At 67.4% G+C, this 26,221-nt stretch carries 16 protein-coding genes; 5 read left to right on the forward strand and 11 right to left on the reverse strand.

Going from position 1 to position 26,221, the window contains the following annotated elements:
- Positions 1-392: 392 nt before the first annotated feature.
- From JQ639_RS20785 to JQ639_RS20810, 6 genes are all read right to left on the reverse strand, one after another.
- A complete protein-coding gene (locus JQ639_RS20785; RefSeq protein ID WP_211968526.1) occupies positions 393-12,869 on the reverse strand; it encodes a filamentous hemagglutinin family protein in 12,477 nt (4,158 codons plus the stop codon).
- Between the two features lie 148 nt (positions 12,870-13,017).
- Positions 13,018-14,013, reverse strand: coding sequence for a FecR family protein (locus tag JQ639_RS20790; protein ID WP_211968165.1), 996 nt, complete (start codon positions 14,011-14,013; stop codon positions 13,018-13,020).
- Between the two features lie 72 nt (positions 14,014-14,085).
- Positions 14,086-14,598 carry an RNA polymerase sigma factor gene (locus JQ639_RS20795; protein ID WP_211968166.1) on the reverse strand — a complete coding sequence of 171 codons (513 nt, stop codon included), beginning with the start codon at positions 14,596-14,598 and terminating at the stop codon, positions 14,086-14,088.
- Complete coding sequence (locus tag JQ639_RS20800) at positions 14,595-15,305, reverse strand: STN domain-containing protein (RefSeq protein WP_211968167.1); 711 nt, start codon at positions 15,303-15,305, stop codon at positions 14,595-14,597. The genes JQ639_RS20795 and JQ639_RS20800 overlap by 4 nt, the downstream gene beginning before the upstream one ends.
- 219 nt (positions 15,306-15,524) lie before the next feature.
- Complete coding sequence (locus tag JQ639_RS20805; protein ID WP_211968168.1) at positions 15,525-16,982, reverse strand: hypothetical protein; 1,458 nt, start codon at positions 16,980-16,982, stop codon at positions 15,525-15,527.
- 472 nt (positions 16,983-17,454) lie between these two features.
- Positions 17,455-18,801 carry a GGDEF domain-containing protein gene (locus JQ639_RS20810; protein WP_211968169.1) on the reverse strand — a complete coding sequence of 449 codons (1,347 nt, stop codon included), beginning with the start codon at positions 18,799-18,801 and terminating at the stop codon, positions 17,455-17,457.
- Between JQ639_RS20810 and JQ639_RS20815 the strand changes: the two genes are divergently transcribed.
- A complete protein-coding gene (locus JQ639_RS20815; RefSeq protein WP_211968170.1) occupies positions 18,787-19,209 on the forward strand; it encodes a carboxymuconolactone decarboxylase family protein in 423 nt (140 codons plus the stop codon). The two genes, JQ639_RS20810 and JQ639_RS20815, sit on opposite strands and share 15 nt — an antisense overlap.
- Before the next feature lie 123 nt (positions 19,210-19,332).
- Here JQ639_RS20815 and JQ639_RS20820 read toward each other — a convergent pair whose 3' ends face one another.
- The 4 genes from JQ639_RS20820 to JQ639_RS20835 are packed head-to-tail and all read right to left on the reverse strand — an operon-like array spanning position 19,333 to position 21,227.
- Positions 19,333-19,731 (reverse strand): thioesterase family protein, encoded by a 399-nt coding sequence (locus JQ639_RS20820; RefSeq protein WP_211968171.1) that lies wholly within the window; start codon positions 19,729-19,731, stop codon positions 19,333-19,335.
- A gap of 31 nt (positions 19,732-19,762) precedes the next feature.
- Positions 19,763-19,996, reverse strand: coding sequence for a hypothetical protein (locus JQ639_RS20825; protein WP_211968172.1), 234 nt, complete (start codon positions 19,994-19,996; stop codon positions 19,763-19,765).
- A 50-nt stretch (positions 19,997-20,046) separates the two neighbouring features.
- Entirely contained in the window at positions 20,047-20,322 is a 276-nt protein-coding gene (locus tag JQ639_RS20830; RefSeq protein ID WP_211968527.1) for a chaperone modulator CbpM, read from the reverse strand.
- 2 nt (positions 20,323-20,324) lie between these two features.
- A complete protein-coding gene (locus JQ639_RS20835) occupies positions 20,325-21,227 on the reverse strand; it encodes a DnaJ C-terminal domain-containing protein (protein ID WP_211968173.1) in 903 nt (300 codons plus the stop codon).
- A 196-nt stretch (positions 21,228-21,423) separates the two neighbouring features.
- Here JQ639_RS20835 and JQ639_RS20840 point away from each other — a divergent pair, with 196 nt between their 5' ends.
- The 3 genes from JQ639_RS20840 to JQ639_RS20850 all read left to right on the forward strand — a co-directional run bounded on the left by JQ639_RS20840 (position 21,424) and on the right by JQ639_RS20850 (position 23,593).
- Positions 21,424-22,482, forward strand: coding sequence for a Dyp-type peroxidase (locus tag JQ639_RS20840; RefSeq protein ID WP_211968174.1), 1,059 nt, complete (start codon positions 21,424-21,426; stop codon positions 22,480-22,482).
- Positions 22,475-23,293: a family 1 encapsulin nanocompartment shell protein gene (locus JQ639_RS20845; protein ID WP_211968175.1), complete on the forward strand. Its 819-nt coding sequence runs from the start codon at positions 22,475-22,477 to the stop codon at positions 23,291-23,293. The genes JQ639_RS20840 and JQ639_RS20845 overlap by 8 nt, the downstream gene beginning before the upstream one ends.
- A gap of 105 nt (positions 23,294-23,398) precedes the next feature.
- On the forward strand, positions 23,399-23,593 hold the full coding sequence (locus tag JQ639_RS20850) for a hypothetical protein (RefSeq protein WP_211968176.1): 195 nt from the start codon (positions 23,399-23,401) through the stop codon (positions 23,591-23,593).
- A gap of 51 nt (positions 23,594-23,644) precedes the next feature.
- Here JQ639_RS20850 and JQ639_RS20855 read toward each other — a convergent pair whose 3' ends face one another.
- The gene (locus tag JQ639_RS20855; RefSeq protein ID WP_211968177.1) at positions 23,645-24,673 is read right to left on the reverse strand and encodes a LysR family transcriptional regulator; all 1,029 of its coding nucleotides are present in this window, start codon (positions 24,671-24,673) and stop codon (positions 23,645-23,647) included.
- Positions 24,674-24,803: 130 nt separating this feature from the next.
- Between JQ639_RS20855 and JQ639_RS20860 the strand changes: the two genes are divergently transcribed.
- Complete coding sequence (locus JQ639_RS20860; RefSeq protein WP_211968178.1) at positions 24,804-26,129, forward strand: MFS transporter; 1,326 nt, start codon at positions 24,804-24,806, stop codon at positions 26,127-26,129.
- The last annotated feature ends 92 nt before the right edge of the window (positions 26,130-26,221 follow it).

Below are 26,221 nucleotides of genomic sequence, written 5' to 3' on the forward strand. Positions count from 1 at the left end.
GATCGGCCGACATGCATTTCCCCAGTACGGTCCGGGATGTCGCGCGGTACGTCGCCCATGACGCGGCGCATCGGCGAGACTATGAAGCCATCTGCGGAGCAGCCAGCCAATTCGGAAGCTGGTGATGAGACCTGCATCGCAGGTCAGATTTTTCTGCACTGCCGGCAAAATGCGGCAAGCAGCCGGCGGGAGGACAGGCCGCGCCGGCGGTGCAGGTGAAGGGCGATGGGATGAATCGGCTCGGGCTGGCGCAACAATCCTTCCGGAGCGACAAGGTAGGTCTGGTCAACCGACAGGCGGCGATGCAGCCTGTCGACGAAGTCGATATCGCCGGCGCCATGCCCAGGGAATCACGGTGTGAAATATCGCACGCAACATCGGTATCCCCCTGTCTACAGCCGTTCGCGCTCGCCTTCCGTCAGTTCGCGCTTCTGCCGCTCGCTGAGATCGCCATTGCCGATGACCTGGAATTTGCTGTCGGGGTCGTAGCCTGACGGCTCGCGCCGGCTCTGGCGATCGCCGGAAGGGCCACGGCGGCGCGTGTCGTCGTCATCGCCGCCCCCGCCATAGCCGAGCACCTCGACCATGATGACCGACGCCCCGCCGCCGGTGCTGGTCGCGGGAGCCGCCGTCTGCTGCGTCGCAGCCGTGGCATTCGTGGCTGCCAGCGCGATGCTGAGGTTAGGCGCCTGCACCGTGGGGATGCCGGAAGACGTGCCCTGCACCTGGATGTTCGCCGCATTGACGATCTGCAGCGCGGCGAGGTTGATGTTGCCGGAAACGCGGATGCCTGCTTCCCCGGCGTCGATGGTCCCGAGCGGCGCGATCAGATCGATATCGCCGACCTTGACCTCCGGGATCGGATTGAGCGTCGCGATGCCGGCGCCGGACGATGGCGCCTGCGGCGCCAGGCTGACGTTGCCGTAGTTGTCGTAGAGACGCCGTGGCGGCGTATAGAGTACCGTGGTCTTGGCGCCGCGGCCGGCATTGATGTCGCCGTTGGCCGACCAGACGATGATGTTGCCGCCGAACGTCGTCATGATGCGCGACAGGCCGAGCAGCACGCTGCCGCGGGCGTAGATCTGGACGTTGCCGGAGCCCTGCGTCGTCACGCCGGCTGTTGCCGGCGGCGCGATGCCTTCGGTGCCGATCACGAGTTTGCCGCCCGGCGTCAGCAGCTGGATGTCACCACCGAACAGCGTGCGGACGCCCGAACCGCCGAACATCGTGATGTCGCCGGAGGCCGTCGCATCCGGGAACAGCGCTGCGATGGCGTCACGTCCCCGCAGATAGCTGCGGTAGCGCGTGCTGGTGCTGTCATTGTATTCGCGGCCGCCCGCGGTGAGCTCGGCGAAGTAGACCTCGCGCAGGAAGATCTGCTGCTGGTCCGGCGCCAGCGCGCCAAAGTAGCTGCGCGCCGCGGCATCACTGCCGACGAAGCCGTAGCGTTGCTGCAGCCAGGCTGCGAGCTCCTTCTCGTAAGTGCGGGCCACCTTGCCCGAGCCTTCGAGCGGCAGTCCCGCCGCCAGCGCGTTGGCCGGATCGAGATAGCGCAGCAGCGCCGCATAATCCGGTCCGCGAGCGCCGGCGCCCGCCTGCACGACGATCCCGGCGCCCGGCCGTGCGTCGCCGGCCACCACCGGCCCCAGCGAGGTAACGCTCGCCTTGTTCTCCATCAGGACGTTGCGGCCCGCGGAGAGCTGCAGCGTGCCTGGTCCACCAACATTGAAGCTGCTGTAGACGATGTCGCGGCCGGCCTGCACCAGCGAGACATCGGTCTCGGCCTGGTGGACGAACAAATTGCCGGTCGAGGAGAAGTAGGAATTGTAGTAACCGCCGTTGCCGTCCTCGCTGACGCCCGGAGCGGTGCCGCTGCCGACGATGTCGCGCCCGGCCATCATCCGCACTGGGCCTGCGCCCTGATACCAGACCTGTCCGGCCCGGAACGGATCGTTGGCCGCGAAGGTGACGATGCGGCCGCTGCCGACACCGATCAGATCGCCGTTGACCGCATAGAACCGCGCGGGATCGCCATTGCCGCCATCCGCCGTGGCGGTGTTCGGTCCGAAGGCGAACAGCGGGTTGATCCCGATATCCGGGCGGGCCTGATTGCCGGTGGCGGATAGATTGCTGACGTTCGCGCCGGTCGCCGTGATCGTGCCGAAGAAGGCCGGGTTGAACGGCGTTGCCAGAGACAGCGACGATGCACTCGATCGTGCCACCGTGAAGCCGCCGGCGTAGATCGAATCCGCCGCGAGAAACTCCAGCTTGCCGGCCGCCGAGGGCGCCAGCAGCAGGGGCGCATAGACAAGCGTGCCGTTGAGATTCATGGCGGTCGCGTTGCCGTAATACAGGCTGCCGCCCGCGGCCACTGCGGTGAGGATCGACGGATACATGGTTCCGGAGTCGGTCATCGGAACATTGCCGGCGAGACTGAACGGAACGAGATCACCGCCGGCGGAGAACAGGTTGATCGCCGTATGGCCTGTCCACAGCGAGAACCAGCTGTTGCCGCTGCCCGCATCGCTGCCGCGCACGAACGGCGTGGCATTGACCGCGGAGGCGCGGCCGGGATCGCTGACGCCCGAAATGACCAGATCGCCCCCACTGGCCAGCGTGAAGACGGAATCGCCGGCTGTCAGCGACAGGCCACCGATCACATCGGCCCGCGATGATCTGAACAGGTCATAGGCGCGGGTTTCGCGGGGCGACTGCGCGGTGTCGAGATTGCCGTAGATACGCTGCAACAGGCCGACCGAACCGGCGCTGATCGCGCTGGAGCCGCGCAGGTTGGTCGCAACGCCGTTGTAGAGCGCGTCCGCCACGACCGCCGCCGGGTTGAGCGCGCCACCGACACGGACATCGAGATCGCCGCCGCCCGTCAGTGTCAGGCTGCCGTCGGCCCCGACGCGGCCAGTGCTTCCCACCGCGAGGACCAGCCCCTGCGTGCGCTGGTTGATCTGCTGATCGTTGAGACTGGTTCGCTGGGCCAGAATGCCGGCATCGCCGCCGACCTCGACGCGCAGATCACCGCCGCCGAGGGTGCCGAAGCCGGTGAAGCCGACCATCTTGTCGGCGCCGCCGAAGTTCACGTAGCTGCCGAAATTGATCCACCATGCGGTCGCCTGGTCCTTCGACCCGCCCAGCATCGTCCCGGTGCCCTGGCGCCACAGCCAGTTGCCGACCGCAGCGCTGTTGTAGCCTGAGTCCGACGCATTCGGCCGGCCGCCGCCGGAGACCGGAAGGGTCATCAGGTCGCCGGTCAGGTTGCCGCCGGCGCGGATGGTGAGGTTGCCGCCGCCGGTCGGGTACCACGCCCGCGCCAGGCTCGCGGCACCGCCGTCGACGAACTTCTCGTAGGCGCCGTCGGCATCGCCGAGGACCTTGCCCTGCGCGTTGCGGGCCCGGGGCAGATTGTAGGGGTCGCCGGCGCTGGTCGGCGTCGACGAGGTGCCGGCCGTGTAGACGCCGAACAACGACGACATGTTCAGGTTGCGGGCCGCCAGCAGCTCGAAATCAGCCGCGCCCGTGCGCGCCACGCTGAACCGCGTGCTGCCCGCGGTCGGCTCGAACGTATCCTTGGCGGTGTTCAGGCAGTGGGACGGCGTATCGGTGCAATAGCCAGCGGCGGTCAGATCGAGGCCGAGGTCGCGGAAGAACTTGTCGGTGATGACCGCACCGGCGACGACGCCGGGAATGCCTGCCTCCGTGAGTTCGTCAGCTGCCGCCTGGGTCCAGGTGTAGACCGGCTTGACCGTGCACCAGGTGGGATTGGCGCCGCACATCCCGACCCAGCCGAGCGCCACTTCATCGATCGGCGCACCGACATAGACCGAGGTATCGTTGGGATCGCCCCAGCCGTCGACGCCCTCCTGCGTCCACACCAGCGCGCCGCCGGGCTTGGATTTGCCGAACAGACCATAGTGCCGGTCCGCCAGCAGGATGTCGCCGTGCGCAGCATGAGGATCGGTCAGGCGGTTGTCGGCTGCCCTTGTGTCGGCGCCGGCGACGAGACGCAGAGACCACGATTGCGAGCCTTCCGGCAGCATTTTGGCCAGCGCCCACAACTTGCCGGCGGCACCGGGCCGCAGATCGACCGACGCAACGCCGTCCGGCAGCTTGATGTCGGTGTTCGACGGCAGATAGGCGCCATAGGGCAGCGTCAGCGCCCCATTCAGCACATAGGCCGCCGTCCCCGGCAGGGCGATGCCCTTCGGCCAGGTCAATGCCGCCAGCGAGGCGATGGCCGGCAAGGTCATCCCGGCATCGAAGCGCGTTCCTGTGGGCAGCGTGATGGCGGCGCCGACGATCGTCCCCGCCGCGAACAGGATGTTGCCCGCCGCGTCGCGCACATTGGCGCTCAACACCGTGCCCGCAACCAATTGCAGCGGCGCGCTCAGCGCGCTGTCGACCGGGATCACCGTGCCGGCGGCAAAGTTCGACGCCTTGATCGGCAGATCGTAGTTCAGCGTCTTGCCGCCACTGAAGCGGCTGCCGTCCGCCAGCACCACGCCCGTGCGCGGTATATAAACATCGCCGCCGGTGAAGTCCTTGCCGGGCAGCAGCAGCCAGCCCTTGTCGTCCTGTGTGTCCGGCGGCGGCATAAAGCCGTCGGTGATGCTGCCATAGATCGCAAGATCGCCGCCGGCGCGCAGCGTCAGCGTGCCCGCCTCGCCGGAGCCATAAATTCCGGTGAGCCGCGAGTTCGGATTGAGACTGGCGTAGCGATAGCCGGACAGGTCGAGATCGCCCTGCACCACCAGATCGCCCCCCGGCAGCTTGCTCACGACCTCGATGCCCGGCCTCAGATGGAAGGCATCGCGGTAGGTAGCGTTGTTGAGGCCGGCGAGCTTGCCGGCGGTCAGGCTGCCGCGGGCGAGCGCGGCATTGATGAAGGTCGTGCTGGCGGTGTGCTTGCTGTCGAGCCAGGCCTGGTCGATCACCTGATAGGGCCGGCCGCTGGCCGCGGGGGCCGGCGCGGTCGGCGCATCGTCATAGCTCTGCATGGCGTTGACGTTGATCGTCCGCGCGCCCTGGATGTTCGGCATGCCGCTGACGTCGATGTCGATATCGCCATACGTGGCCGCGTCGGCGTCGGTCGTCCTGCCGGTGCTGCCGATCCGAGGCGCGTTGAGGTCGAGCGTGCCGCGGGCGCGGCCGTCGTTCTGGCCCGCCGATGTCCCGATCGGCGCATTGGTGCCGTGGCGCAGGTCGATGCGCGCGCCCTGGGCCAGGGTCAGCCGGCCATCGCCGGAGCTGAGCTCGACGATGGCGCGGTTCGGACTGTCGATGATCTTGCCGTAGCTGTCGACGCGCAGCACCGTGCCATGGGCATCGAGCACTGCCGTTCCGGTCAGGGTGAGGCCGCGCTTCGCCGCGAGGCGGATGGTGCCTACCCGCTCGCCGCTGGCATCGATGGTGCCGGCCACGGTCAGAAGCCCGTTGTCGAGCGAGACGTTGATCTCGCTGGCCTTCAGTTCGTTGCCGATGGTGAGATCGCCCTGCTTGATCTGGAAGCTGCGCGCGCCGAACACGCCACCGGCGGTGAGGCGGACATTCAGCGCAGCGAAGTCGCCGAGCGACTGCGCGCGGACGGTGGCGCTGCCGGCGCGATACGGCACCAGCGTGCCGCCGGCGTCATAACGGCCGCTTGTCGTGCCGATGATCGCGCCCTGCAAATCGACGAGCCCGGCGGCCGCGTCGAGCGCGATCGCGGTGAGGCTGCCGGCGTTGTTGTTGCGCGCCGACAGATCGATCACCGAGCCCGCCGCCTGACGGATGTTGCCGCCGCTGCTGTCGAGCGTGACCTCGCCGCCCCAGCTGTACTTCCGCACGTCGTTGAAGGCGACCTCCCGGCCCGCCATATCGATCCGTGATGCACCGGTCAGGATGATGTCGCCCGCCGACTTCAGCGCCAGCTTGCCGCTCGGCAGCACGATCGATGTATCGAGCGTCAGGCTGTTGCCGGTCAGCGTCAATTGTGCGCCCAGCGTATCGGTCTTGACCTCGCTGGCGGAACCGGCGCCGGCGAGACGCAGAGCACCGCCCGCCGTGATGCTGTTGACCGAACCACCCTCGCCGGTCACCAGCGGCGCCGTGATGGTGAGGTTGCCGCCGCTGTAGCTATAGCCCTGCCCCGCCACATAGGCACCGCGCGACTGGTAGACTGACAGCGTCCCCTTCTGGTTGGCCGTGACGCGATCGGTCGCCGAGAGGTTGACGTTGGCGAAGCCGAGCACGAGGCGGCCATCGATATCGTTGCCGCTCGGACGGGAATTCGCGCCGTAGCCGAACACGATGCGCTCGGCCTCGACGTTGAGCGTGCCGGCGCCGGTCCCGGCGCCGCTCGCCACGATCTCGCCGGGCGTCGCCGTCGATCCGCGCCAGATGAAATTCCCGGTGCGGATGGTGGCGACGTCTCCCGTGGTCCCTGCGCCGTAGATCGCCGGCGTGCCCAGCACGAGGTTGGCCAGCGTCGACTTTCCGGTCGCCGGATCGATCGTGTCGAGCGTCACCGAGCCAAAGATGTTGACCGCGTTGGACGCGGACAGCGTCAACGTTTGCAGCGCGGGCGCGCCATAACGCGTGTCGCCGCGCAGCAGGCGATCGAGCAGCGACTGGTTCATGGCAAGGCCACTCGGCAGCACGTTGCGCGCGGCGGCGTCCGCCAGAACGGCGCTGTCGCCGAGATTGATGCGGCTCACCGCCAGCGTCAGGTTGCGGGTACCATAGCGTACCGCCTCGTCCATCTGGAACTGGTTCGGCGTCACCACCGCAATGGTGCCCTCGGAGTAGATTTCGGTCTGCCCGCCGCAGTTCCCGGTGTCGCAAACGCCGATCCGCACGCCCCTGTTGCCGGCCGCATTCGCCGTGGCGCTGCTCGGCACCAGATCGAGCACGCCATTTGAGACCATCAGATAGCTGCCGTTGGTGGCGTAGACATAGCCGTCACGCGCGTCATAGGCCGCCGCGCCCTTGCCGATGGTGTTGATGCGGGCGCCCTGCTCCACGACGATCCCGTTTCCGGTCGCGTTCTGACCGTTGGCCATCAGGACGACCTCAGGCGCCGACAGCAGTGCATCCCGGCGCAGGTAGACGAACGGCGTGCTGTCATAGCTGTCGACGAGGCGTCCGCCCTGACCATACTGGACATACTGCATGCCGCCGATCACCAGCCGCGACGCGCCGAGCGCGTTGAGCATGGCCGAATCGAGAGTCACGCCGGCAAAGCCGGTCGACGCGGCTCCGCCCGCCGCAACGACTTCGATGTTCGCACCACCGCCGGATGCGGTCGTGGCCATGACCGACCCGCCATAGCCGCCGGGCAGCGCATCGAACAAAGCCGTGCCATTGAAACGGAAGGCCGCAGCGCCCGCGCCAGGATTGAGGTTCAGCAGCAGGCTGCGGGCATCGACCGGCAACATCGCCCGCGGCACGCCGAGCTTGACCGCGTCGGCAACGATATAGCTGGCGTAGCTCGTCTCATTGTACTGCGAGGTGCTGCGCACGGCATTGGCCGGCGTCAACACCACCGCGCTTGCGAGGCTGTCCTGGATCGCCGTGTTGGCGAACCCAAGCCGGCCGGACGCGACATAGGAGCCGTTGCTGACCGGCATCGCGCCGGCGATCGAAAAACGCGATTGCGCCGCGCCGATCTCGATGCGGAATGCGCCGGGAAGCAACGCATAGGTCGACGGCATCAGGGTGTAGGTCCCGGCCGGCAGCCCGGGCACGCTGCCGTCCAGTGTGATCTGACGCCCGACGAGCGGATTGCCCGCGCCGGCATCGGCCGCGATCGGCGCGTAGCCGCCTCTGAAATTCGGGACGATAGCGTACACGGCGTTGCCCGCCGCGCTGAAGCGGTAAGCCGGATTGGCGTTGCGGAACGCCGTGCGCAACACGTCGACCGAGCCGCCCCGACCGCTGATGAAGCCGGCCCCGGTCAGGTCGCCGCCGCCGGACAGATCCACGATCGCGCCGGATTCGACGATGGCGCTCTTGCCGCCGAAGGCGATGCCGACCTTCAGCACGCTGCTGTTGCCGGCAACGTCGACGCCGCCGGCGCCGTTGAAACGAACGTCCGTCCCATTGTAGAGATAGCTCAATCCGTCGATCGTGCCACCGTAGGGCATGACAAGGCCGCGTCCGCTCACCGACGTCACGCTGCCGGGCAGCAGCGTCACCCGGGTCGTGTTCGTCCCCTCGTACCCGCCGGCACCGATGGTCAGCTTGCCGAGAGGCGCGCGCACGACGCCCGCCTGCTCGACCACCGCCGCGGCCAGTGTCAGGTCGCCGAACACCGCATACGGCAGGGCGGGCGCCTCGGCCGAGATCGCCTCGACGCGCAGCACCTGTGCTGGATCATATCTGGTCTGTCCGTTCGAGCTGCCGTAACCGGCCAGCACCTGTGCGACGACACCGGTTCCCGGGTAGACCTGCGCTGCGCGCAGGATGATGCTCCCGGGGCTGACCAGTGAAGTGCTGATGGCCGGGGCGTAGGGACGCACACCCTGGAGGAAGCGCAGATCGCCGTCGCTCTGCAGCCGTGTCAGGCCGAACATCGCCTGAACACTGTCGCGGACATCGATGAGTTTGGCCGCGACGTCGAGATGAACGTCGAGCCGCGCCGGCGGCGCCGTCCAGACCGGCACGCGCGACTTGCCGGGAACCTGCGTGGTCGTGGCATAGTTGGCCTCGGCGAGCCGCACATAAGCTGCGTCGAGCGCGATGCGCGCATCCTGTGGCGAGCCCGCGACCGGCATCAGCAGATCGCTGTAGAGGTTGAGGCTCTGTCCGAGGTGCAGCGCCACGTGACCGTCAAAACCGATGGCGTTGCTCATGACGGAGAGATTGTCGAAGCCGCCACGCGCCACGACGTCCGCGCCGAGGCGCGCATAGCCGTAGGCAAGTGCCGGATCCGCCGCGCCGGGCTGCAGCCCGGCGGCGAGAACCGAAGCGCCCTGCGCGCTGGCGAGCACGACCAGTCGCTGCGCGCGCACCACCGGATCAGCCAACGGATTGTTGACGGCATCGTACGAGACCGTCGTGTACTCACGCATCCGCAGCGCGACATTGAGGCTGCCGCCTGCGGCGCCTGCGCCGCCGGCGCGCGCGCTCATGGCGCCATCGAGATAGAGGCCATTGTTGGAGGCCAGCGAAATGATGCCGCCATTACTGGCGACATTGATCGCCCCGGCGCCGAGCACGTCGAGCACCGCCGCCGTGCCGGACGCATCGAGCACCGCTCCCGGCCGCACCACGACGAAATGGCTCGCGGCCGTCGCCTGCCCGAGCGCGCCATCGATCTCGCCACCGACGACAATGCTGCCGCCATTGCGCACCAGGCCATAGCGGCGCCCACGCGTATCCAGCGCGGTCGCGGCCACCGCCGCGACATCGAGCGTGGCATGTTCGCCGATCCAGATCGAACGGGTGTTGGGAGTGCCGGCGACGATATCCTGCTGCATCTCGGCAACGTCGATGGTCTTCAGCGAGATGCTGCCGCCGGACGCATGCAGTGCCCCGTCCATGGTCAACTGGCCGACGCTGGCGATCGCGATCGACTGCCCGGCATCGACGTTGATCACGGCATTGGTGCCGATCGTCAGGCCGATCTGCGGCAGGTCGCTCGCCAGCGCCTGATTGCTGCCGGCCTGCAGCGACAGGCTGGCCCCCTTGCGCTGCGTCAGGACGCCGGTGGCGGCGTTCTCCAGATAGAGCGGCGGCGTCCACACCTCGAGCCGCGCGGCCGGATTGGCCGCTCCTTGGTTGGCCGCGGAGACCCGATAGACCGGCATGGTGACATCAATGCGGGTGCCATCGGCGACCGCCAGACCGCGATTGCCGGTGATGCTGTAGCTGCCGAAACCCGTGGCGAAAAGCCGGGGATCGATCACCAGCGTGCCGGCCTGCGGCGCGGGCAGACCACCGACGACCACACGTCCCGCCTGCACGGACAGTGCGCCGCCGCCGTTGAGTCCATAGCCGCGCAGCGTGCTGCCGAGAACGAGGTTGCCATTCGTGCCGAGACCGCCGAGGTTGGCGATGAGCGTGGCGTTACCACCCCGGCCGCCCTGCAGCGCGCCGTTGACCAGAAAGACGACGCCGGAGGACATGTCGATCTCCGAGCCCTGCTCGAGAACGACGTCGCGCGTCGACTGCAGGGACACCGATCCGCCATCGACAAAGGCCGTCCCCTGGCCGCCGGGACCACTGCCGAGATCTGTGGACAGGCCGCTGAGATCCAGCGCCGCCCCCTGGCGCAGCCTTACCGACGACAGCCCGCCCGTGAGCAGCGTGACATTGCCGACCACCTGCGACGAAAACGCGTTGGTCGAGCTGACGCTGCCACCATGCGCCGTGACACGGGCGCTGATGTCGACGACCGGCGCGGTCAGATCGAGCGCGCCGCCATTGGCGAGCGTGAGATTGCTCTCGATCGCGATCTTGCCGCGGGTGCCGATCTCGAGGCGGCCGAGCCCGTAGCCGCTGAGACGTTGCGCGTCGAACCAGGCGGTGTTGGCGCGGCCGGCTGGCGCGGCATCGTTCGCGCCCATGCCCGGCGAGATGTCGGCAATCGTCCCGATCCTCACATCGGTATTGAACAGATCGACCCGGCCAAGCGCGGTGTATTGCCCGAGCGCTAGCGTGCCGGCGAGTGGCACCGCCGTCTGGGTCTGCTTGTAGCCATCGGCAAGGGCGGCGGCGCGCGCGCTGGTCTGGCGCTGGCCGGTGATGACATCGGCGACGACATCGGCTTCCATCACCGCCGTCGGCGACGACAGGACCAGCCGGCCGGCGTCACGACCGACGGTATAGCCTTCTTCGTACCGCGACGACGATCCCGGCCCGAGCATGTTCGTCCAGATCTCGGTCAGGCCGGGGACGATCTTGCCCTGGACCATGTGCGTGCGCACGAAGCCGCCGGCCACCGCCACGAACTTCATGTCGGCCGGCGCATCGTCGAAACCGTAGATCCGCCCGTCGATGCCGATCAGGCTGCTGGAGCGGATGAAGCCGCCCGCATAATCGACCGAGCCGCCGGAAATATCGAACCGGGCGCCGCGCTGCGCCACGACCTCGGGCGCCGACAGCGTGATCGTGCCGCCGACCGCGGTCCATTCGCCAATGGTGTGCGCGGTGTTGGCGAGATAGCCGCCGAGCTCGAGCAGGCCACCCCTGGTATAGTAGCGATCGCCGGCGTAGCCGCCGGTCCCCGCCGGCAGCAGCACGAGATTGCGGATGTCGATCCAGACATCCTTGTTGAGCAGCGCGCCACCGTCACGATTCTGCGGCGAGTCGCGCAGTTCATTGCCCTGGATGTTGACCAGCACCTGGTTGGCCGACATCGGGCGGACCGCGCCCTGCACACCGGACACGTCGATGGTCGAGCCGGATTCGGCGAACACGCGACGGCCGGCGCTGACGGCGACCTGGCCGCCCTGGGCCATGGTCAGGGAGCCGTTCTGGAACGTGGCGATCCCGCCGGTGACGACCTCGACACGAGACTGGTCGAGCCGATCGGCCAGCGTCGAGAGATTGTTGAACTGACCAGTTGCGAGCACATTGAGCCCGGATGCCGCGACCAACGCATCGCGCTTGGAGTTGAGTGCGGTGTCGGCGGAGTCGATCTCGGGCAGGACGGCGCTGATGCTGCCGGCGGACAGCGTGACGCTGCCGGCGGCATCGGTTGCCGCGTTGAGCAGATGAATGGTGCCGCGCTGGTTCACCGATGTGGTGGAGATCAGGACACCGTCCTGCGCCACCGTGCGGCCCGCCAGCGTGATATCGCCCTGCTGCGACAGCACGATGCCGCTGTTGGCGACCCGGCCACTGGCGCTGCCCGCGTAAAGCACCGGCGCGATCTCGCTGCCGCGCGTGGTCGAGAACTGGTTGCCCTGCGTGCCGTAGCCGCGCCTCAGGATGAAATCGTCGCCGGCGGCCAGCAGGGCCTGCCCCTTGGGCGTCGCGATCGAGCCGGCATTGACGACCTCACTGCCGAGCAGCAGCACGAAGCCGCCGCCCGCAGTCACCGACGATGGCGCCGCGGTCGAGATCGACGCGCCGGCCTGCACGACGACCTTGCCGCCCGCGGCGGTGAAGCTCGGCACATAACTGCTCGCGTTCTGTGCCGAATAGATACCGTTTCCGAGAAACTGCTGGTCGGTGATCTTCGCCGTCGACGCGATCAGCGCTCCGACATTGATTTGGCTGGCGCCGCCAAACACGATGCCGTTCTGGTTGATCACGTAGACCTGACCATCGGCCCTGATGTTGCCGAGGATCTGGCTTGGCGCGGTAGTCCCGACGATGCGATTGAGCGCGACCCAGCCGCTGTTGCCCTGCTGGTCGAACGTCAGCGTGGTGCGGGCGCCGACATTGAACGAATTCCAGTTCAGGATCGCCTGCGCATCGGTCTGGCGGATGCCGACCTGGGTCTGGCCGGCGGCATCGACGCGCTGCGTCGGCAGTTGGGCACCACGCCACAGCGTCGATCCGACGACCGCTCCCGGCGCCATCTGCAGGCCGCCGGGCGCAAGACCGTTCGGGACCGTCACGGCAGCTTGACCGCCCTGAGCCGCCGCACGCGCGGCGCCCTGCAGCGCCTGGATGTCCTGGAGCGCGCGTGCCGCCCGCGCCAGCGAGCTCTGCGTCTGCTGGGCCATTCCGGCGGCCTGCCGGGCCGCGAGCGCGGCGGCATCCGACGCGATGTTCGGCGCGCCGACCGGCGTGTTCGCGCCGTTCAGCGTCGCCGCACGACTGTCGCCGCCGATCAGCATCAGGCCGACGACAAGGCTGCTCGCACCAGCCAGCAGGATGCGGCGCCTCAGGTCCGACCGCGTACGGCCATCGACCTCCTGCGCCGACATGGTGACGGGGGACAGGTTCTGGGCATCGATCGAACGCATGGTCGGCTCCTGAAAGACCGGCGCCCGTCATGCGGGATGAATGGCGCCTACCCCCAGACTGGTCGCGGCCGCCAAAACCGTAAAAATTTCTCTGCAGCCGCCGATGCGCTCAGGTCAGCAGGATGACCCCGCCGGGCAACACGCGGTTCTTCAGGCCAAGCGCCTGGTTGAGGCGCGGCAGGATGTCCTCGATGCGATCGATGCGGAAGCGACCACTCACGGTCTTTCGCGCCAGCTCGCGATCCAGAAGAACGACGCGTCCCGACCGGTAGCGGTTGATCTGCGCGACGACCTCCGACAGGGGCGTCATGCGAAAGATCAGGACGCCGTCCTCCCAGGCCGACACCATCTCCACATCGGCCGGCGCGACCGGATCGAAACGATTGCGGTCATACCTGACCTGACGTCCCGGGCCGACGACGACTGCGTCGGAGTGCCGCAGAACGCGCAGTTCGCCTGCGAGGCACGTGACCTGGACGGCGCCATCGAAGCATTGAATGTCAAAACGGCTGCTGGTCGCCGTCACCATGCCGTCCCCGGCCAGAACGACCAGGCCGTGCTCGGACTGCGCCGACGTCGTGAAGGACGCCTGGCCGCTGATCAGCTCGACGCGCTCGGCGCCTGCGTCCGGCGGACGCATCGCGACGCTGGTCTGCGCGTTGAGACGCATCGAGACGCCGGCGCGCAGCGCCAGAAGAGTCTGCTCGCCCGTTCCCGTGCGATAGTCGGCCGTTAGCTCGGCAAGCGACGGCCAGAGGTCGAGCGGCGGGCGAACGGCGGCGACGACCAGCGTCGCAGCGGCGGCGGCGACGCCCGCGCCGACAAGTGTCCGCCGTGTCATTCGACGAGATCGCGACGGCAGCGCGTCCGGAATTTCGCCACGGCGGCGGAGATTGCGGGCTGCGGGCTCGAACTGCCGCCACACCCGGCTGGCGCGTGCGAACGCGGCCTCATGCTCCGCGCTTTGCGCGCACCAGCGTTGGGCCGCCTCGCGATCGGCCGCGCGCTCGGCAGCCACGCGCGCGTCCTGCGCGTCGAGGCGCTGCACCCAATCGATCGCTTCGCGGTCGAGGGCGTTGAGGGTCGGAGGCCTGTCGTCAGCCATCGCCGTTCATCCGATGACGGCAGCCGCGCGCGGCGCGACCATCGTTGTGTCGATCCTGCCCCGGTTGCCGGCTCATCGGCCTGTCTCCGAGACGATCCGCGACAGACAGTATTCGTGAGCGGATTTCAATTCCTTTTCGACCGTGCTCAGCGACACGCCGAGCCGGCGGGCGATCTCACCGCGCGACAGGCCGTCCAGACGCGCGGCCACGAGGATCTGCCGCTGCCGCGGCGGCAGCTCCGCGATCAGCCGCTCGACGCGCGCCAGTTCCGAGCGCGCCTCGATCGCATCCGCGGGTCCGGCCGCGTCGTCGGCCAGGTCGATCGTCTCGATGCGCTCGAACGCGAGATAGCGGCGGTCCGTCGCAAGGCGATCGCGTGCGACGTTGAGAGCGATCCGGAACAGATAGTTCGCTGGATTGCGCACCGGCCCGACGCTGCTGGCATGATGCAGCCGCAGCCAGGTGTCCTGCACTGCTTCTCCGGCCAGCTCCGACGAGCCCAATCTCTGCGTCAGGCGTGCCTTCAGCTGATCGTAGCCAAGCACCAGAAGCTGGCGCAGCGCCTGCAGGCTCGTGTCCGTCATGGCGCCGCGCCCGGCGAGGGCAACGCGGCGGTGCATTCCCGCCGTTCATCCAGCGGCCCCGAGCGGATCACGATCGTCACCGGCTGGGCGAAGCCCGATGGCGGAGGCCCGATCCGCAGCCCGCGCAGCGCGACCTCGATGCGGTCGCGCTCGCTGTCCGCCTCGGCCAGACCCTTGACCTGCAGCACCTCGCCCGACGGACCGATCCACAGCCGCGCGGCGACACGCCGCTCGATCGGCGACACCGGCCATCCGCAGAACGTCCGGCGCAGCGCGGTCTGGATGCGGCCGTAATAGGCGCTTTCGCTGACCGCATTGCGCACGCCGTTAGCCCCTGCGACGTCCTGCCGCATCACAACGAAGACGCCGTCGTCCTTGGCATCCGCCAGCAACCCGGTGCCCGCGAGCAGGATCTGCAGCGCGGTCTCCGGCCGGTACGCGCCATCGACAGCGGCAGAGCGGCGGCCCGTCGCAAGTTCGCCGGCATAGAGGATTTCCCGCCCCGAGACGCGCGCGAAGATCTCCAGCGCGTCACCGAGAGGCAGGGCTGCGATATGAAAATGGAGGGGAGCAGCTCCGGTACTGCGGTATTCGGTGGCATCGGCGTGCGGCAGCGAACTTGAAACGCATTGCATGATCAGAAAAAACGCCGCCACCCGCACACAGACCCGCGACAGCCATTCCTGCGATCCACGTGCACCCGGCATCCGTCCGCAGTCTGCCCCCGATGTCCGCACGCGCCCCCGCTGCCGGGACGACAGACACTTAGTGGCCAACTGTGACAATTGGACGAAGGCGAACCGCTATACCGCCGGTCAGCCTCAGGACACCTCTAGCCACGAGCTGGGCGCGCTGCGCGAGCGTCATGCGGCGCGATGGCGATGCGCCATGGATGCCGGCGTTTGCCGGCATTGCAAATCCGCCGGCTAACGCGCGGCTTTCCAGTTCGCCACCATCGCGCGTCCCTCCGCCTCGAGGCGAGGGCGCTGGGCGGCGACCTCGGTGCTGAACTGCATCGCGTAGAAGCTCACTCCGCGGCATCGCTGCTTGAGATCCGCGCCGATCGCTTCGAGACGGCTGCGTTGGGCGTCAGTCGCGACCACCGCTTTCGCCGCCTGCAGGCGGACATCCTGGAACAGGCAATAGCGGATGTTGTCCGAGGTCAGCGGCAGGTCGGCGATCGGCGGCACCTCCAACCCCGCCGGCGGAACGTCGGCGCGCGATGAGGATGGCGCAGTCGGCCACGGCGGAAACGATGATGGCGGTTGAACGGCGACCGTGGCCTGCGGCGGCAGGGAGCTCCACCAATGGGCTGCTGCGGCAGCAGCCAGCAGCACCACGACCGCGCCACCGATCGCCGCACTCCAGCGCATGATCGTCCGCTGTCGACGCTTCTGTGCGATCTCGTCGCGCCAGCCCCGCAGCCGGGCAATCTCGTCCGCATTGGTTTCGAGATACAGCAGTTCGTCGATGTGGTTCAGCGCGTCGGCCCAGCGTTCGGTCCTGGTCGCCTGCTGAAGCAGCGGATACACCGCGTGCTGGCGCAACGCACGCCTGTCGGCCGTCAGTTCTTCCAGCATCCGCTGGGACGGCGGCATCCGTCCCGCGACCACGAGCATGCCGTCGAACACCGTCGTCGCGGCGCGCGCCAGCGACCGGTGATGGAGATCGAGCGCCAGCCCGCGCACCATCTGCCACGGCGCGTCGGGATCGGCGCTGCCCGCCGCGGTGCTGACCGCAGCCACGAATGCGGCGTAGAGCGTTTGTGCCGGACCGATCGCCGCCGGACCGAAACCATGCGACAGAAGGGCGACCTCGAAACTGTCGGAACGGCTTCCAGCCTCGCGGCAAGCCGCGATCAGCGGCTGGAGATTTCCATCTGTCGTCGCTGCGCCGCGCGATACATGGCCGGGCGCAACACCTTGGGACGACGGCGCCGACGGCTCGGCGGCATGGCGATCGGCGGCTGGCGACCGCGCCGCCGCGGCGCTTGCCAGGATGCGATCACGCTGCACGCGGAACAGGTCGCCGCCATCGGCGGCAAGACCGATCGCAGCATCGAGATCGGACAGCGCACGCTGCTGATCACCCCGGCTCTCCCAGATCAGGCCACGCAATGCAAAAGCGTGGGCGTCCGCCGGATCGAGGCCGACGGCTGCATCGAGATCGGCAAGCGCGGCGTCATCGTCCTGCTTGCGCACCCACAGCAGGGCACGCTCGCGATAGGCGGCTGCGTCCGTGGGATTCTCGGCGATCCGCCGGCTGCACGCCAGGAACCGCGCCTCGAGGTCGAGCGCGTCCATCGCGCGATGGTCAGCGGAAGCCATGGCGATCCCCGCACCGTACTGCATGGTCAGTTGCACCAGCGCCCGCAACGTTCGCACCGTCTGGACTATGCACGCCTGCCCGCACGATCCCGTCTGCTCCCGCCCCTGATTCGTCGGATCGACCGTTCCACGAGGCACGGATGACGGCAACAGCAATCTGGGACACATCCCGGCGTGCGCCGGCTCGCGCCGCCGTCGGATCTCCCGCAGCGCGACGGCATCCCGCCATCACGCGCCTATGTCGATTGCACCGAGGAAGAGCAGCGAACGCCGGCGACTTCCCCACCCGCGCGACGTTCCCGTCACCTTGCCTGCTGTCACGGTGGTCGCGCCCGGGGGGATCACGGATGTCACCAGATGACCGGTCATCGCCGGCGCACCATTGCCGCCAGCCGACAGTGTGCCGAGCCCCCACGCATGGACACCCACGTTCTGGCCGCTGCTGCGCACGGTCGCATTTCACTGCGGGCAGCGTCCCCGGCGACTGCGCATGGGTCGCGCCGAGACCGACCGTGGCATCGAGCGAAGGCTAGTAATCTCCGGCACCGCCTCGCGCCGTGGTTGACAGCTTGCGCGGGGCTGCTGCCGTCGCCACCCGATGGCCGGTGAGATCAACGACGCGGCCGCTGGCGTCCGGCGGTCGGCCCCGGACCGCCATCACCACGCCGTCGGGGAACTCTTCTCCAGGAGGCGGCGCCGCGATCGTCGCGGCCGCGCCCACCTTGTTCGGATCGCTGGCCGCAGCCTGACCAGCCACACGGACGCGGTTTCGCCCCGATGCCTTGGCCTCATAGAGAGCTTCATCGGCCAGGATGAGCAGCGACTGGAGAGTATCGAGACCATTGGCATGGGCGATGCCCGCGCTGACGGTCATCCGCAACGGCCCAGATGGTGTCGCGACGGCCGACGCCTCGATCTGCACCCGGATGCTTTCGGCGATGGTCATCGAGGCGCGTGCCCCCCCGCCCGACAGGACGATGCAGAACTCCTCGCCGCCAATTCGCGCGGCCAGATCGCCCGGCCGAACGTGGGCCAGGATCACGCTGGCAAAGGCCTTCAACGTCCGGTCGCCGGAGTCGTGGCCAAACCGGTCATTGATCCGCTTGAAGTGATCGACGTCCATCACCACGACCGCGTTCCCGATCGGGAGCGGAACGGCCGGCCCATCGAACAACGCACGACGATTCAGCAACCCTGTGAGCGCGTCCAGCCGCGCTTCCGACCGGTGCCTGCTGGCAATGCGGGCCTGGTGAAGGGTCAGCGACAGCGTGCCGATGCCGGTCAGGCCGACGATAACCATGATGGAGTTGATGTCCTCGGCCCAGTTGGCCGGACGGGCGTCGAGAATGAACTGGCCTTCCGCCAGGAGCGCATAGCCGCATGCAACGAACGAAACAGCCGCGAGACCATACAATGCGGCATTCGCTGCCATCAGCAGCGGAAACTCGGCGCGTGCGGTCCAGTACTGGTGTCCGGCGAGAGCGAGCAGGAGGCCGATCGCGACATTCGCGATGATCGTGCCGGTACCCGAGTAGCCCGATACGAACGCCGCCGACGTCGCGACAACTGCACCCGTCGTGACTGCGCATGCGACGATCCAGTTCGATCGCCGCGAGCAGAACCTGGCGGAGCCGGCATACAGGAAAGCGAAGCCGGGAATGAGCAGGACGAAGGAGGCGAGCAGCAGGCGGGAATCGTACTTGTCGATCACCCCGATAAACGCAACCACCCCTGCGACAAGCGAGCCCAGCGCCGCGGACCAGATCAGCAGGTGATTCTCCGACCGCCCCACGCTCCACATCAAAAAGAGCGTGAACCCGAGCGAAGCGCCGGAGAAGCCGATGGCAACGAAAAGGGAGAATTGATCGAGGGGCATGGCGCGACATCGTCGGGGGACGGTGTGCCTGATTACGCCAGCGAGGGTTACGAAATTTGTTCTGTCAGCGCATTCCGGGCGGCAAAGTTGATTGAATGCTTCTCGCCCGCCTCGAAACGATGGCGGTGGCTTAAGGAATTGTTAAGCCCTTCGACGGTCGCCGCGGCGCAAGCGGCCGTCACACCGCGCGATGATCGCAGCTCGCGTTCATCGCTATTGTTTTCGGACGCCGAGTTCCGCTTGAATGACCGCTTCGACACGGCGCCGAACGATATCCGGGGCATGGCGCGCGCCCATTTCGACGACCAAGCGTTGTCGGCGCTGGTGCTGTGGATCGCGACCACGAACATGTTCAACCGCATCAATGTCGCGACCCGGCAGATTCCGGGCGAGACCAGCGGGTTCTAACCCTCCCATTGCGGAGCGATCGCCGAGCCTGTTCTTCCGGCCGATCGCTCCGCCGCAGTGCCCGGACCTGCAAACGACCGCCCCATGGCATGTCGCCGTCGGCCGATACGCCCGCGGTGACGCTCACCGGCGGCTCTTGGCTGCGAGGCGCTGACCGAGACGCTGCAGATCGACCACCATCCGCTCATCGGTGCCGCGGCCGATCTCCTCGATCTCGTCGCGGGCGAGGACCGTAAAGACGATGCGCCGACCGTCGACCTCGGTGACTTCCGCCTCGGCCGTAACACGGTGCCCGACCGGAGTCGCCGCGGTGTGCCTGACATCGATCATGGTCCCGACCGCGCTTTCGCCTGGCTCAAGGCCACTCCTGATCGCAGCGAGCGCGGCGTTCTCCATCACCAGCACCATGATCGGCGTCGCCAGCACCGGGGGCAGCATCGCATCCTTGAAGCGGTTGGCCAGATGCTCCGGCGCCACGACGAGCGTCGATTGCCCCTTCATGCCCCGCGATATCGCATGCATCTGCTATCTCCCTGTCGCCTGCGCCGCTCTGTCATTGTGTCCCACCCGCTCCGAGAAACGCCGGCAGCAGATCCTCCTGCACGACGATCGCGGCGGCCTCAGGCGTCAGCGCGCTGCCGACGAGATCGAGGTGGCCCGCCGCCTCCAGCAACAGGGCGCGCACATCGTCGGGCGACAGCACGCCCTTGGCGACGAGCCTGCGGACCAGCGCCTGCAGGATGAGGGCGTCGATGCGACCATGCGCGAGCGCCGTCGGCTTTTCCATCGTGTTCATCTCCCGGTGCTTCGCGCGCGAATGTAAGCGACAATCGTGCCCTAGCGCGAACGTTCCTGCATGTCCCGTTGCAGTTGCTCGAACGCGCGACGCAGGCCGTGAAGCTGATCGACGAGATGCAGAACGACGTCGACGCCCTCGTCATTGACGCCGAAATCGCCCTTGAGATCACGGATGAGATGGGCCCTCGCCACATCGGCATCGGAAAAGACCTGTTCGCTGGCCGTGCTGTCCGGAATGAGCCACTGATGCTCGATCCAGAGCTCCAGGGTCTGCACCTGAAGGTCCGCGCTGACCAGAAACTGCTGCTTGGTCATGCTCATGATGCGCTGTCCTCACGCGGGTTGAAGGTCCGCCGATCCCATGTCTCGACAAATGCCTCGAGTTGGGGATCCGGCCCCTTTGGCAGGACCACTCTCAGCCGGACGAGTTCGTCGCCACTGCCGCCGCCGGCACGCGGCGCCCCCTTGCCCTTCAGGCGCAACGTCGTCCCGCTATTCGCTCCCTTCGGGATCGTCATGGTCACGGCCCCCGTCGGGGTCGGCACGCGCACCTTGCCGCCAAGCACGGCTTCCGCCAGCGAGATCGGCAATTCCAGCGAGATGTCGTCCCCGTCACGAACAAACCGCGGATCGGACCGAACCTCGACCTCGATCAGCGCATCGCCCGGCTCGCCCTGACCGGCGCCAGGCATCCCCTTGCCGCGCAGGCGGAGAATCTGTCCGTCGACCAGCCCCGGCGGGATCGCCACGTCGAGAATGTTGCCGTCAGGCAATGTCAGGCGCTTGCTGGCGCCAGTGATGGAATCTGCGAAGTCGATCTCGAGGCTGTAGTGCAGATCACGCCCGCGCCGATTCGCGCGCGCCTTCTCGCCACGCCTGAGGAATTCGGCGAAGGCGTCGTCGGCATGCATGAAGTCGGCATAACCTGATGCATCGGCATAGGGATGCCCCGCATCCGCATTGGCGAAATCCCGATAGTAGGGATGCTGCGGCCGCTCCGCGCCGGAGGCATCGATTTCACCGGCGTCGAAACGCTTGCGCTTGTCGGCATCAGACAGCAGGTCGTAGGCGCCGGCCACCTCCTTGAACTTGTCCTCGGCCGCCTTGTCGCCGGGGTTGAGATCGGGGTGCAGCTTCTTCGCGAGCTTACGGTAGGCCGTCTGGATCTCTGCCGCAGACGCCGTCGGGGCAACGCCGAGAATCTCGTACGGATCTCTCACGACCGTCTCCGCTCAAAGTACCCGCCGGCTAATATGAGGGCGCAAATCAGGGGCTTTTGCAAGACCGATCACCCCCGTCCCAAGCCTCTCGCGGCTCTTGTCAAGGCGACCGTTGCATGGTCCTCTGATGATCGCTCGTTCGTCGTTGTGATCTCTTCGCGGTCGCGATGGTGGAACAGTCCAGCAGGAGAGACGCGTGCCATCCGCCGTTCCGCAACCGGTCGCTGCGAAACTGACGCGCGCCGCGATTTTTCTCACCGTCACACTCAAGCCGGACCCGGACCATGATGTGACGGTCCGCTCGCTGTGCGGCGACCTTGCCGCGCTGGTGCGCGCCGTCGGCTTCCGCGATCTCGAGGGCCGGCTGTCCTGTGTCATGGGGATCGGCTCGGACGCCTGGGATCGCCTGTTCATCACGCCGCGGCCGAAGGAGCTGCATCCGTTCCGCGAAATCCATGGCGTTCATCACGCTGTCGCAACGCCCGGCGACCTGCTGTTTCACATCCGCGCCGTGCCGATGGACCTGTGCTTCGAGCTCGCCAGCCAGATCGTGACGCGGCTCGGCGACGCCATCGCGTCGGCGGACGAGGTCCACGGCTTCAAGTATTTCGACGAGCGCGACCTGCTCGGCTTCGTCGACGGAACGGAAAACCCGGTGGACCAGGCGGCGCTCGACGCCACCGTCATCGGCGACGAGGACCCCGTCTTCGCCGGCGGCAGCTATGTCATCGTGCAGAAATATCTCCACGACCTCGCCAAATGGAATGAGATTCCAGTCGAAGTGCAGGAGAAGATCGTCGGCCGCACCAAGCTGTCCGACATCGAGCTCGATGACACCGTGAAGCCGAGCTACGCCCACAACGCACTGACGACCATCGTGGAGAACGGCGAAGAGCTCGATATCGTGCGCGACAACATGCCGTTCGGCCATGTCAGCCAGGGCGAGTTTGGTACCTACTTCATCGGCTACGCCAAATCCCCGCGCCGGATCGAACTGATGCTGGAGAACATGTTCGTCGGCCGGCCGCCCGGCAATTATGATCGCCTCCTCGACGTCAGCCGGGCCGTCACCGGCATCCTGTTCTTCGTCCCGTCGGCGACGTTCCTCGAGGACGCCCCCAACACCGCGCCTGCATCGCCCGTGGAGCCTGCCGCAGCACGGGCTCCGGAGGCCGCCGCCCCCGCATCGTCGCCGCCGCCATCCGATGGCTCCCTCGGCATCGGCTCACTCAAAGGAGAGGCTGGACATGAATAATCTTCATCGGGGGCTCGCCCCCATCTCGGACGCAGCCTGGGCCCAGATCGAGGAAGAGGCCTCGCGCACGCTCAAGCGGCATCTCGCGGCGCGCCGCGTGGTCGATGTCGATGGCCCCAAGGGCACCGCATTTCCTGCGATCGGGACCGGCCACCAGCGCGGCATCCAGACGCCGGGCGATGGCGTCGAGGCCGCACAGCGCGACGTCCGGGCACTGGTCGAACTGCGCGTGCCGTTCGAGCTGTCGCGCCAGGCGATCGACGATGTCGAGCGCGGCTCCAATGATTCCGACTGGGATCCGCTGAAGGACGCGGCACGCAGGATCGCCTTCGCGGAAGATCGCGCCGTGTTCGATGGCTACGCCGCCGCCGGCATTCAGGGCATCCGTCAGGGCACCAGCAACCCCGTGCTGACGCTGCCGTCGAACGTCAAGGGCTATCCCGGCGTCGTCGCGCAGGCCGTGAGCCAGCTGCGGCTGGCGGGCGTGGACGGCCCCTATGCGCTGCTGCTCGGCTCCGCCCCCTATACCGCGATCGGCGGCGCCACCGATGACGGCTACCCCGTCCTGCAGCACATCCAGCGCCTGGTCGACGGCAAGATCATCTGGGCTCCGGCCATCGAGGGAGGCGTCGTGCTGACCACCCGGGGCGGCGACTTCTCGCTCACCGTCGGTCAGGACCTGTCGATCGGCTATCTCGGCCACACCGCGACAGCGGTGCAACTTTATTTCCAGGAAAGCATTACCTTCCTGATGCAGACGAGCGAGGCGTCCGTCGCCCTCGCACCGGCGGACAAGGCAAAGCCCGGCTAGCGTGCGAACCGGAACACGCGAACCACCGGCCTCGCCGAACCGTCCATCGGACAGGCGTCCTGCGTCGTCAGATGCTGCGGCATCCGGGCAGCCGGCGAGGATGACATGCGGACATACGATCTCTACCTGAACGCGAAGAAAGCGTCGGTCGGCCTCTATGTGCGCCAGGGCGCCGGCCTTCCCGACCTCGACGATGCCGCCGACTGGACGTTCGACGGCACTGCGGCGGAGGCCAGCCTGCCGCCCCAACTCGTCGAACAGATCGAGAGCAACGGCCACGCCTTCCGCGACATGAACTGACGACGGCGTGACCACATCGCCATCACGCCGGCGTCGCTGGCATACGCGCGATCAGCGCCCGCCTCGCCGCCCGGTCATGAGGCTGCTCTCGCGGGCAGGTGTGCCGCCCGCGCGCTCCGGCACGGCCGCGGACGGTGCGCGTGAAGATCGCGGACGGCCGGTCTTCCGTGCATCGGCCTCTTTCCGGACACCCGACTGAAGCTCCTGCGTCATCTCCACGATGAACCGCCGCAGCCATTGGTTGTTGACGTCCTCATTGCGCTCGATCTTCCAGATCATGAAAATGCGGAACGCCGGCACGTGGATGGGCACGGGGCTGACAGTGAGCCGGGCCAGCTTCGCATAGGTTTCGGCGACGAAGGTCGGCAGCGTCGCGATCGCGTCGCCTGCCGCCAGCAGCGGCAGCACCCCGGCGAAGTGGGTGAACGACGCCGAGACCCGCCGTGGAATGCCCTCCCGCTCCAGCAGATCGTCGACAAAGCCGCGACGTCCATCGAACGCAATCCGGACATGGTCATGCGACAGGTAGGCCTCGCGCGTCATCGGGTTCGGCAGCTTCAGCCGCGGCCCGTCATAGAGGCATGAATAGGACGACGAGAACAGCACCTGCGAGGAATACTGCGACGTCATCTCCTTGGGCTCGGAACACAGCACCAGGTCCGTGTCGGGATCGGCCAGCGCCTGCTTCCACAACAGGCTGTTGGTCTGGTGAAAGGCGAAGGACACCCCGAGATCGCGTGCGCGCGCCTCGCTGACCAGCTTCGGCGACACATAGCCCTCGATGTCGTCGGACAGCGCGATATTGAAGATGCGGTGGGAGGTTTCGGCGGCGAAGCCCGATGGCCCGCCTGTCAGCCCCGAGATCGCGGTCAACGCTTCCGTCACCTTCGGCGACAGCTCCAGCGCCCGCCGCGTCGGCACCATGCCGACGCCGGACCGCGCGAACAGATCGTCGCCGAAGTGATGGCGCAGGCGGTTCAGCGCCGAACTGACCGCGCCCTGGGTGACATGCAGGATCGCCGCCGCCCGCGTCACGCTGCGCTCGGTCATGAGGCAGTGGAAGACCAGCAGCAGATTCATGTCGAGCTTATTGATATTAGCTACATTAATCATTGCCATTTATATTATTCCTTTGATTAATTTTGTCGATCCCCCCTATCGTCGCCGGCACACATCATCAAGGGCGCGCACGGGGGATATGGATTTCGAGATGGCCAACATCAGCTTTGCGAGTACGGCGGCCACGCAGCCGCCGCGCGCGATCGGGAATGTCGATCTGCGGAAACGGGCGATCGCCGTCGGCATCGGCAATTTCATGGAATGGTTCGATTTCGCGATCTACGGATATTTCGCAGCGATCATCGGCCAGACCTTCTTCCCGTCGGCGGCGCCGGGCGTCTCGCTGCTGTCGTCACTTGCCGTGTTCGCGGTCGGCTTCCTGTCGCGGCCGATCGGCGCGTTCGTGCTCGGCCCGCTCGGCGACCGGCTCGGCCGCCGCGCGGTGCTGATCATTACCGTCTTCGGCATGGGCGCGATCACGACGCTGGTCGGCCTGCTGCCCGGTTACGACAGCATCGGCCTCGCCGCCCCCGTGCTGCTGGTGGTCCTTCGCTTCCTGCAGGGCATGATGGTCGGCGGCGAGTGGTCGAGCGCCGGCATTTATATCGTCGAGAGCGCACCGCACGACCGCAGGGCGACCGCGGCGAGCGTGATCACGGGCACGGCCGGCCTCGCGTTTCTCGTCGGAACGGCGATCGCGGCGGCCCTGTCGGCCAGCCTGTCCGAACAGGCGATGGCGACCTGGGGCTGGCGCCTGCCGTTCGTCGCGTCGATCGTGATGGCCGTTGTCGCGATGTACATCCGCCGCAAGCTGACCGACACGCCGGTGTATGCCGAGCTGGAGCACCGCCGGGCGAGCGGGACTGTCGAGAAGATCGCCCCCGGCGAGAAGCTCCGCGCCTTCGTCATCAGCTTCGCCTTCTCCGCCCTGTTCGGCGTCTCGCTGTATTACTTCATCACCTACGCCAACAACCACCTGACCCAGACTGTCGGCCTCAGCAAATCGAGCTCGCTGTGGCTGTGCAGCATCGCTCTCGTCATCTATTCGATCGCCCATCCCCTCGTCGGCATGCTCAGCGATCGCATCGGGCGCCGCGTGCTGGTCCTTGCGTCCGCGGCCGGTCTGACGGTGCTGGCCTATCCCGTCTTCATGATGATGAACACCGGCAACAGCGTAGCTATCCTGCTGGCGCTGACCGTGCTTGGCCTCCTGGTCGCGATCACCGCGGTCATGGACGTCGTCCTGCTGGTCGAGGTCTTTCCGGCCTCGATCCGCTCCACCGGCGCCGCCGTCGGCCACAACGTCGCCCTCGCCATCCTCGCTGGTCCCGGGCCGTTCATCGCCGCCGCGCTGATTCGCGCCACCGGCGATCCGAACATTCCGGCCTGGTACCTCGCCGGCGTGTCGTTCGTGTGCCTCGTCGTCCTCTGGCTGATGCTGCCGGAGACCAGGGACAAGGACATCGCACGCGGCTGACCGCAGCCGCTCAAATCGACGGCCAACGACAAGCGAGAGCCTGCGACCGGTGTGGCGGCGACGCCGCACCGGGCAACGGCACCCAACCGGGA

The organism is Bradyrhizobium sp. U87765 SZCCT0048 (genome assembly GCF_018131225.1).
Classification (GTDB): domain Bacteria; phylum Pseudomonadota; class Alphaproteobacteria; order Rhizobiales; family Xanthobacteraceae; genus Bradyrhizobium_A.

What these genes read in the sequence shown, in the direction of transcription:
- JQ639_RS20820 (WP_211968171.1), bottom strand. Translation starts at nt 19,731, where the DNA reads ATGCATGCGATATCGCGGGGCATGAAGGGGCAATCGACGCTCGTCGTG.
- JQ639_RS20855 (WP_211968177.1), bottom strand. Translation starts at nt 24,673, where the DNA reads ATGAATCTGCTGCTGGTCTTCCACTGCCTCATGACCGAGCGCAGCGTG.
- JQ639_RS20785 (WP_211968526.1), bottom strand. Translation starts at nt 12,869, where the DNA reads ATGTCGGCGCAGGAGGTCGATGGCCGTACGCGGTCGGACCTGAGGCGC.
- JQ639_RS20860 (WP_211968178.1), top strand. Translation starts at nt 24,804, where the DNA reads ATGGCCAACATCAGCTTTGCGAGTACGGCGGCCACGCAGCCGCCGCGC.
- JQ639_RS20850 (WP_211968176.1), top strand. Translation starts at nt 23,399, where the DNA reads ATGCGGACATACGATCTCTACCTGAACGCGAAGAAAGCGTCGGTCGGC.
- JQ639_RS20800 (WP_211968167.1), bottom strand. Translation starts at nt 15,305, where the DNA reads ATGCCGGGTGCACGTGGATCGCAGGAATGGCTGTCGCGGGTCTGTGTG.
- JQ639_RS20795 (WP_211968166.1), bottom strand. Translation starts at nt 14,598, where the DNA reads ATGACGGACACGAGCCTGCAGGCGCTGCGCCAGCTTCTGGTGCTTGGC.
- JQ639_RS20790 (WP_211968165.1), bottom strand. Translation starts at nt 14,013, where the DNA reads ATGGCTGACGACAGGCCTCCGACCCTCAACGCCCTCGACCGCGAAGCG.
- JQ639_RS20830 (WP_211968527.1), bottom strand. Translation starts at nt 20,322, where the DNA reads ATGACCAAGCAGCAGTTTCTGGTCAGCGCGGACCTTCAGGTGCAGACC.
- JQ639_RS20810 (WP_211968169.1), bottom strand. Translation starts at nt 18,801, where the DNA reads ATGCCCCTCGATCAATTCTCCCTTTTCGTTGCCATCGGCTTCTCCGGC.
- JQ639_RS20825 (WP_211968172.1), bottom strand. Translation starts at nt 19,996, where the DNA reads ATGGAAAAGCCGACGGCGCTCGCGCATGGTCGCATCGACGCCCTCATC.
- JQ639_RS20845 (WP_211968175.1), top strand. Translation starts at nt 22,475, where the DNA reads ATGAATAATCTTCATCGGGGGCTCGCCCCCATCTCGGACGCAGCCTGG.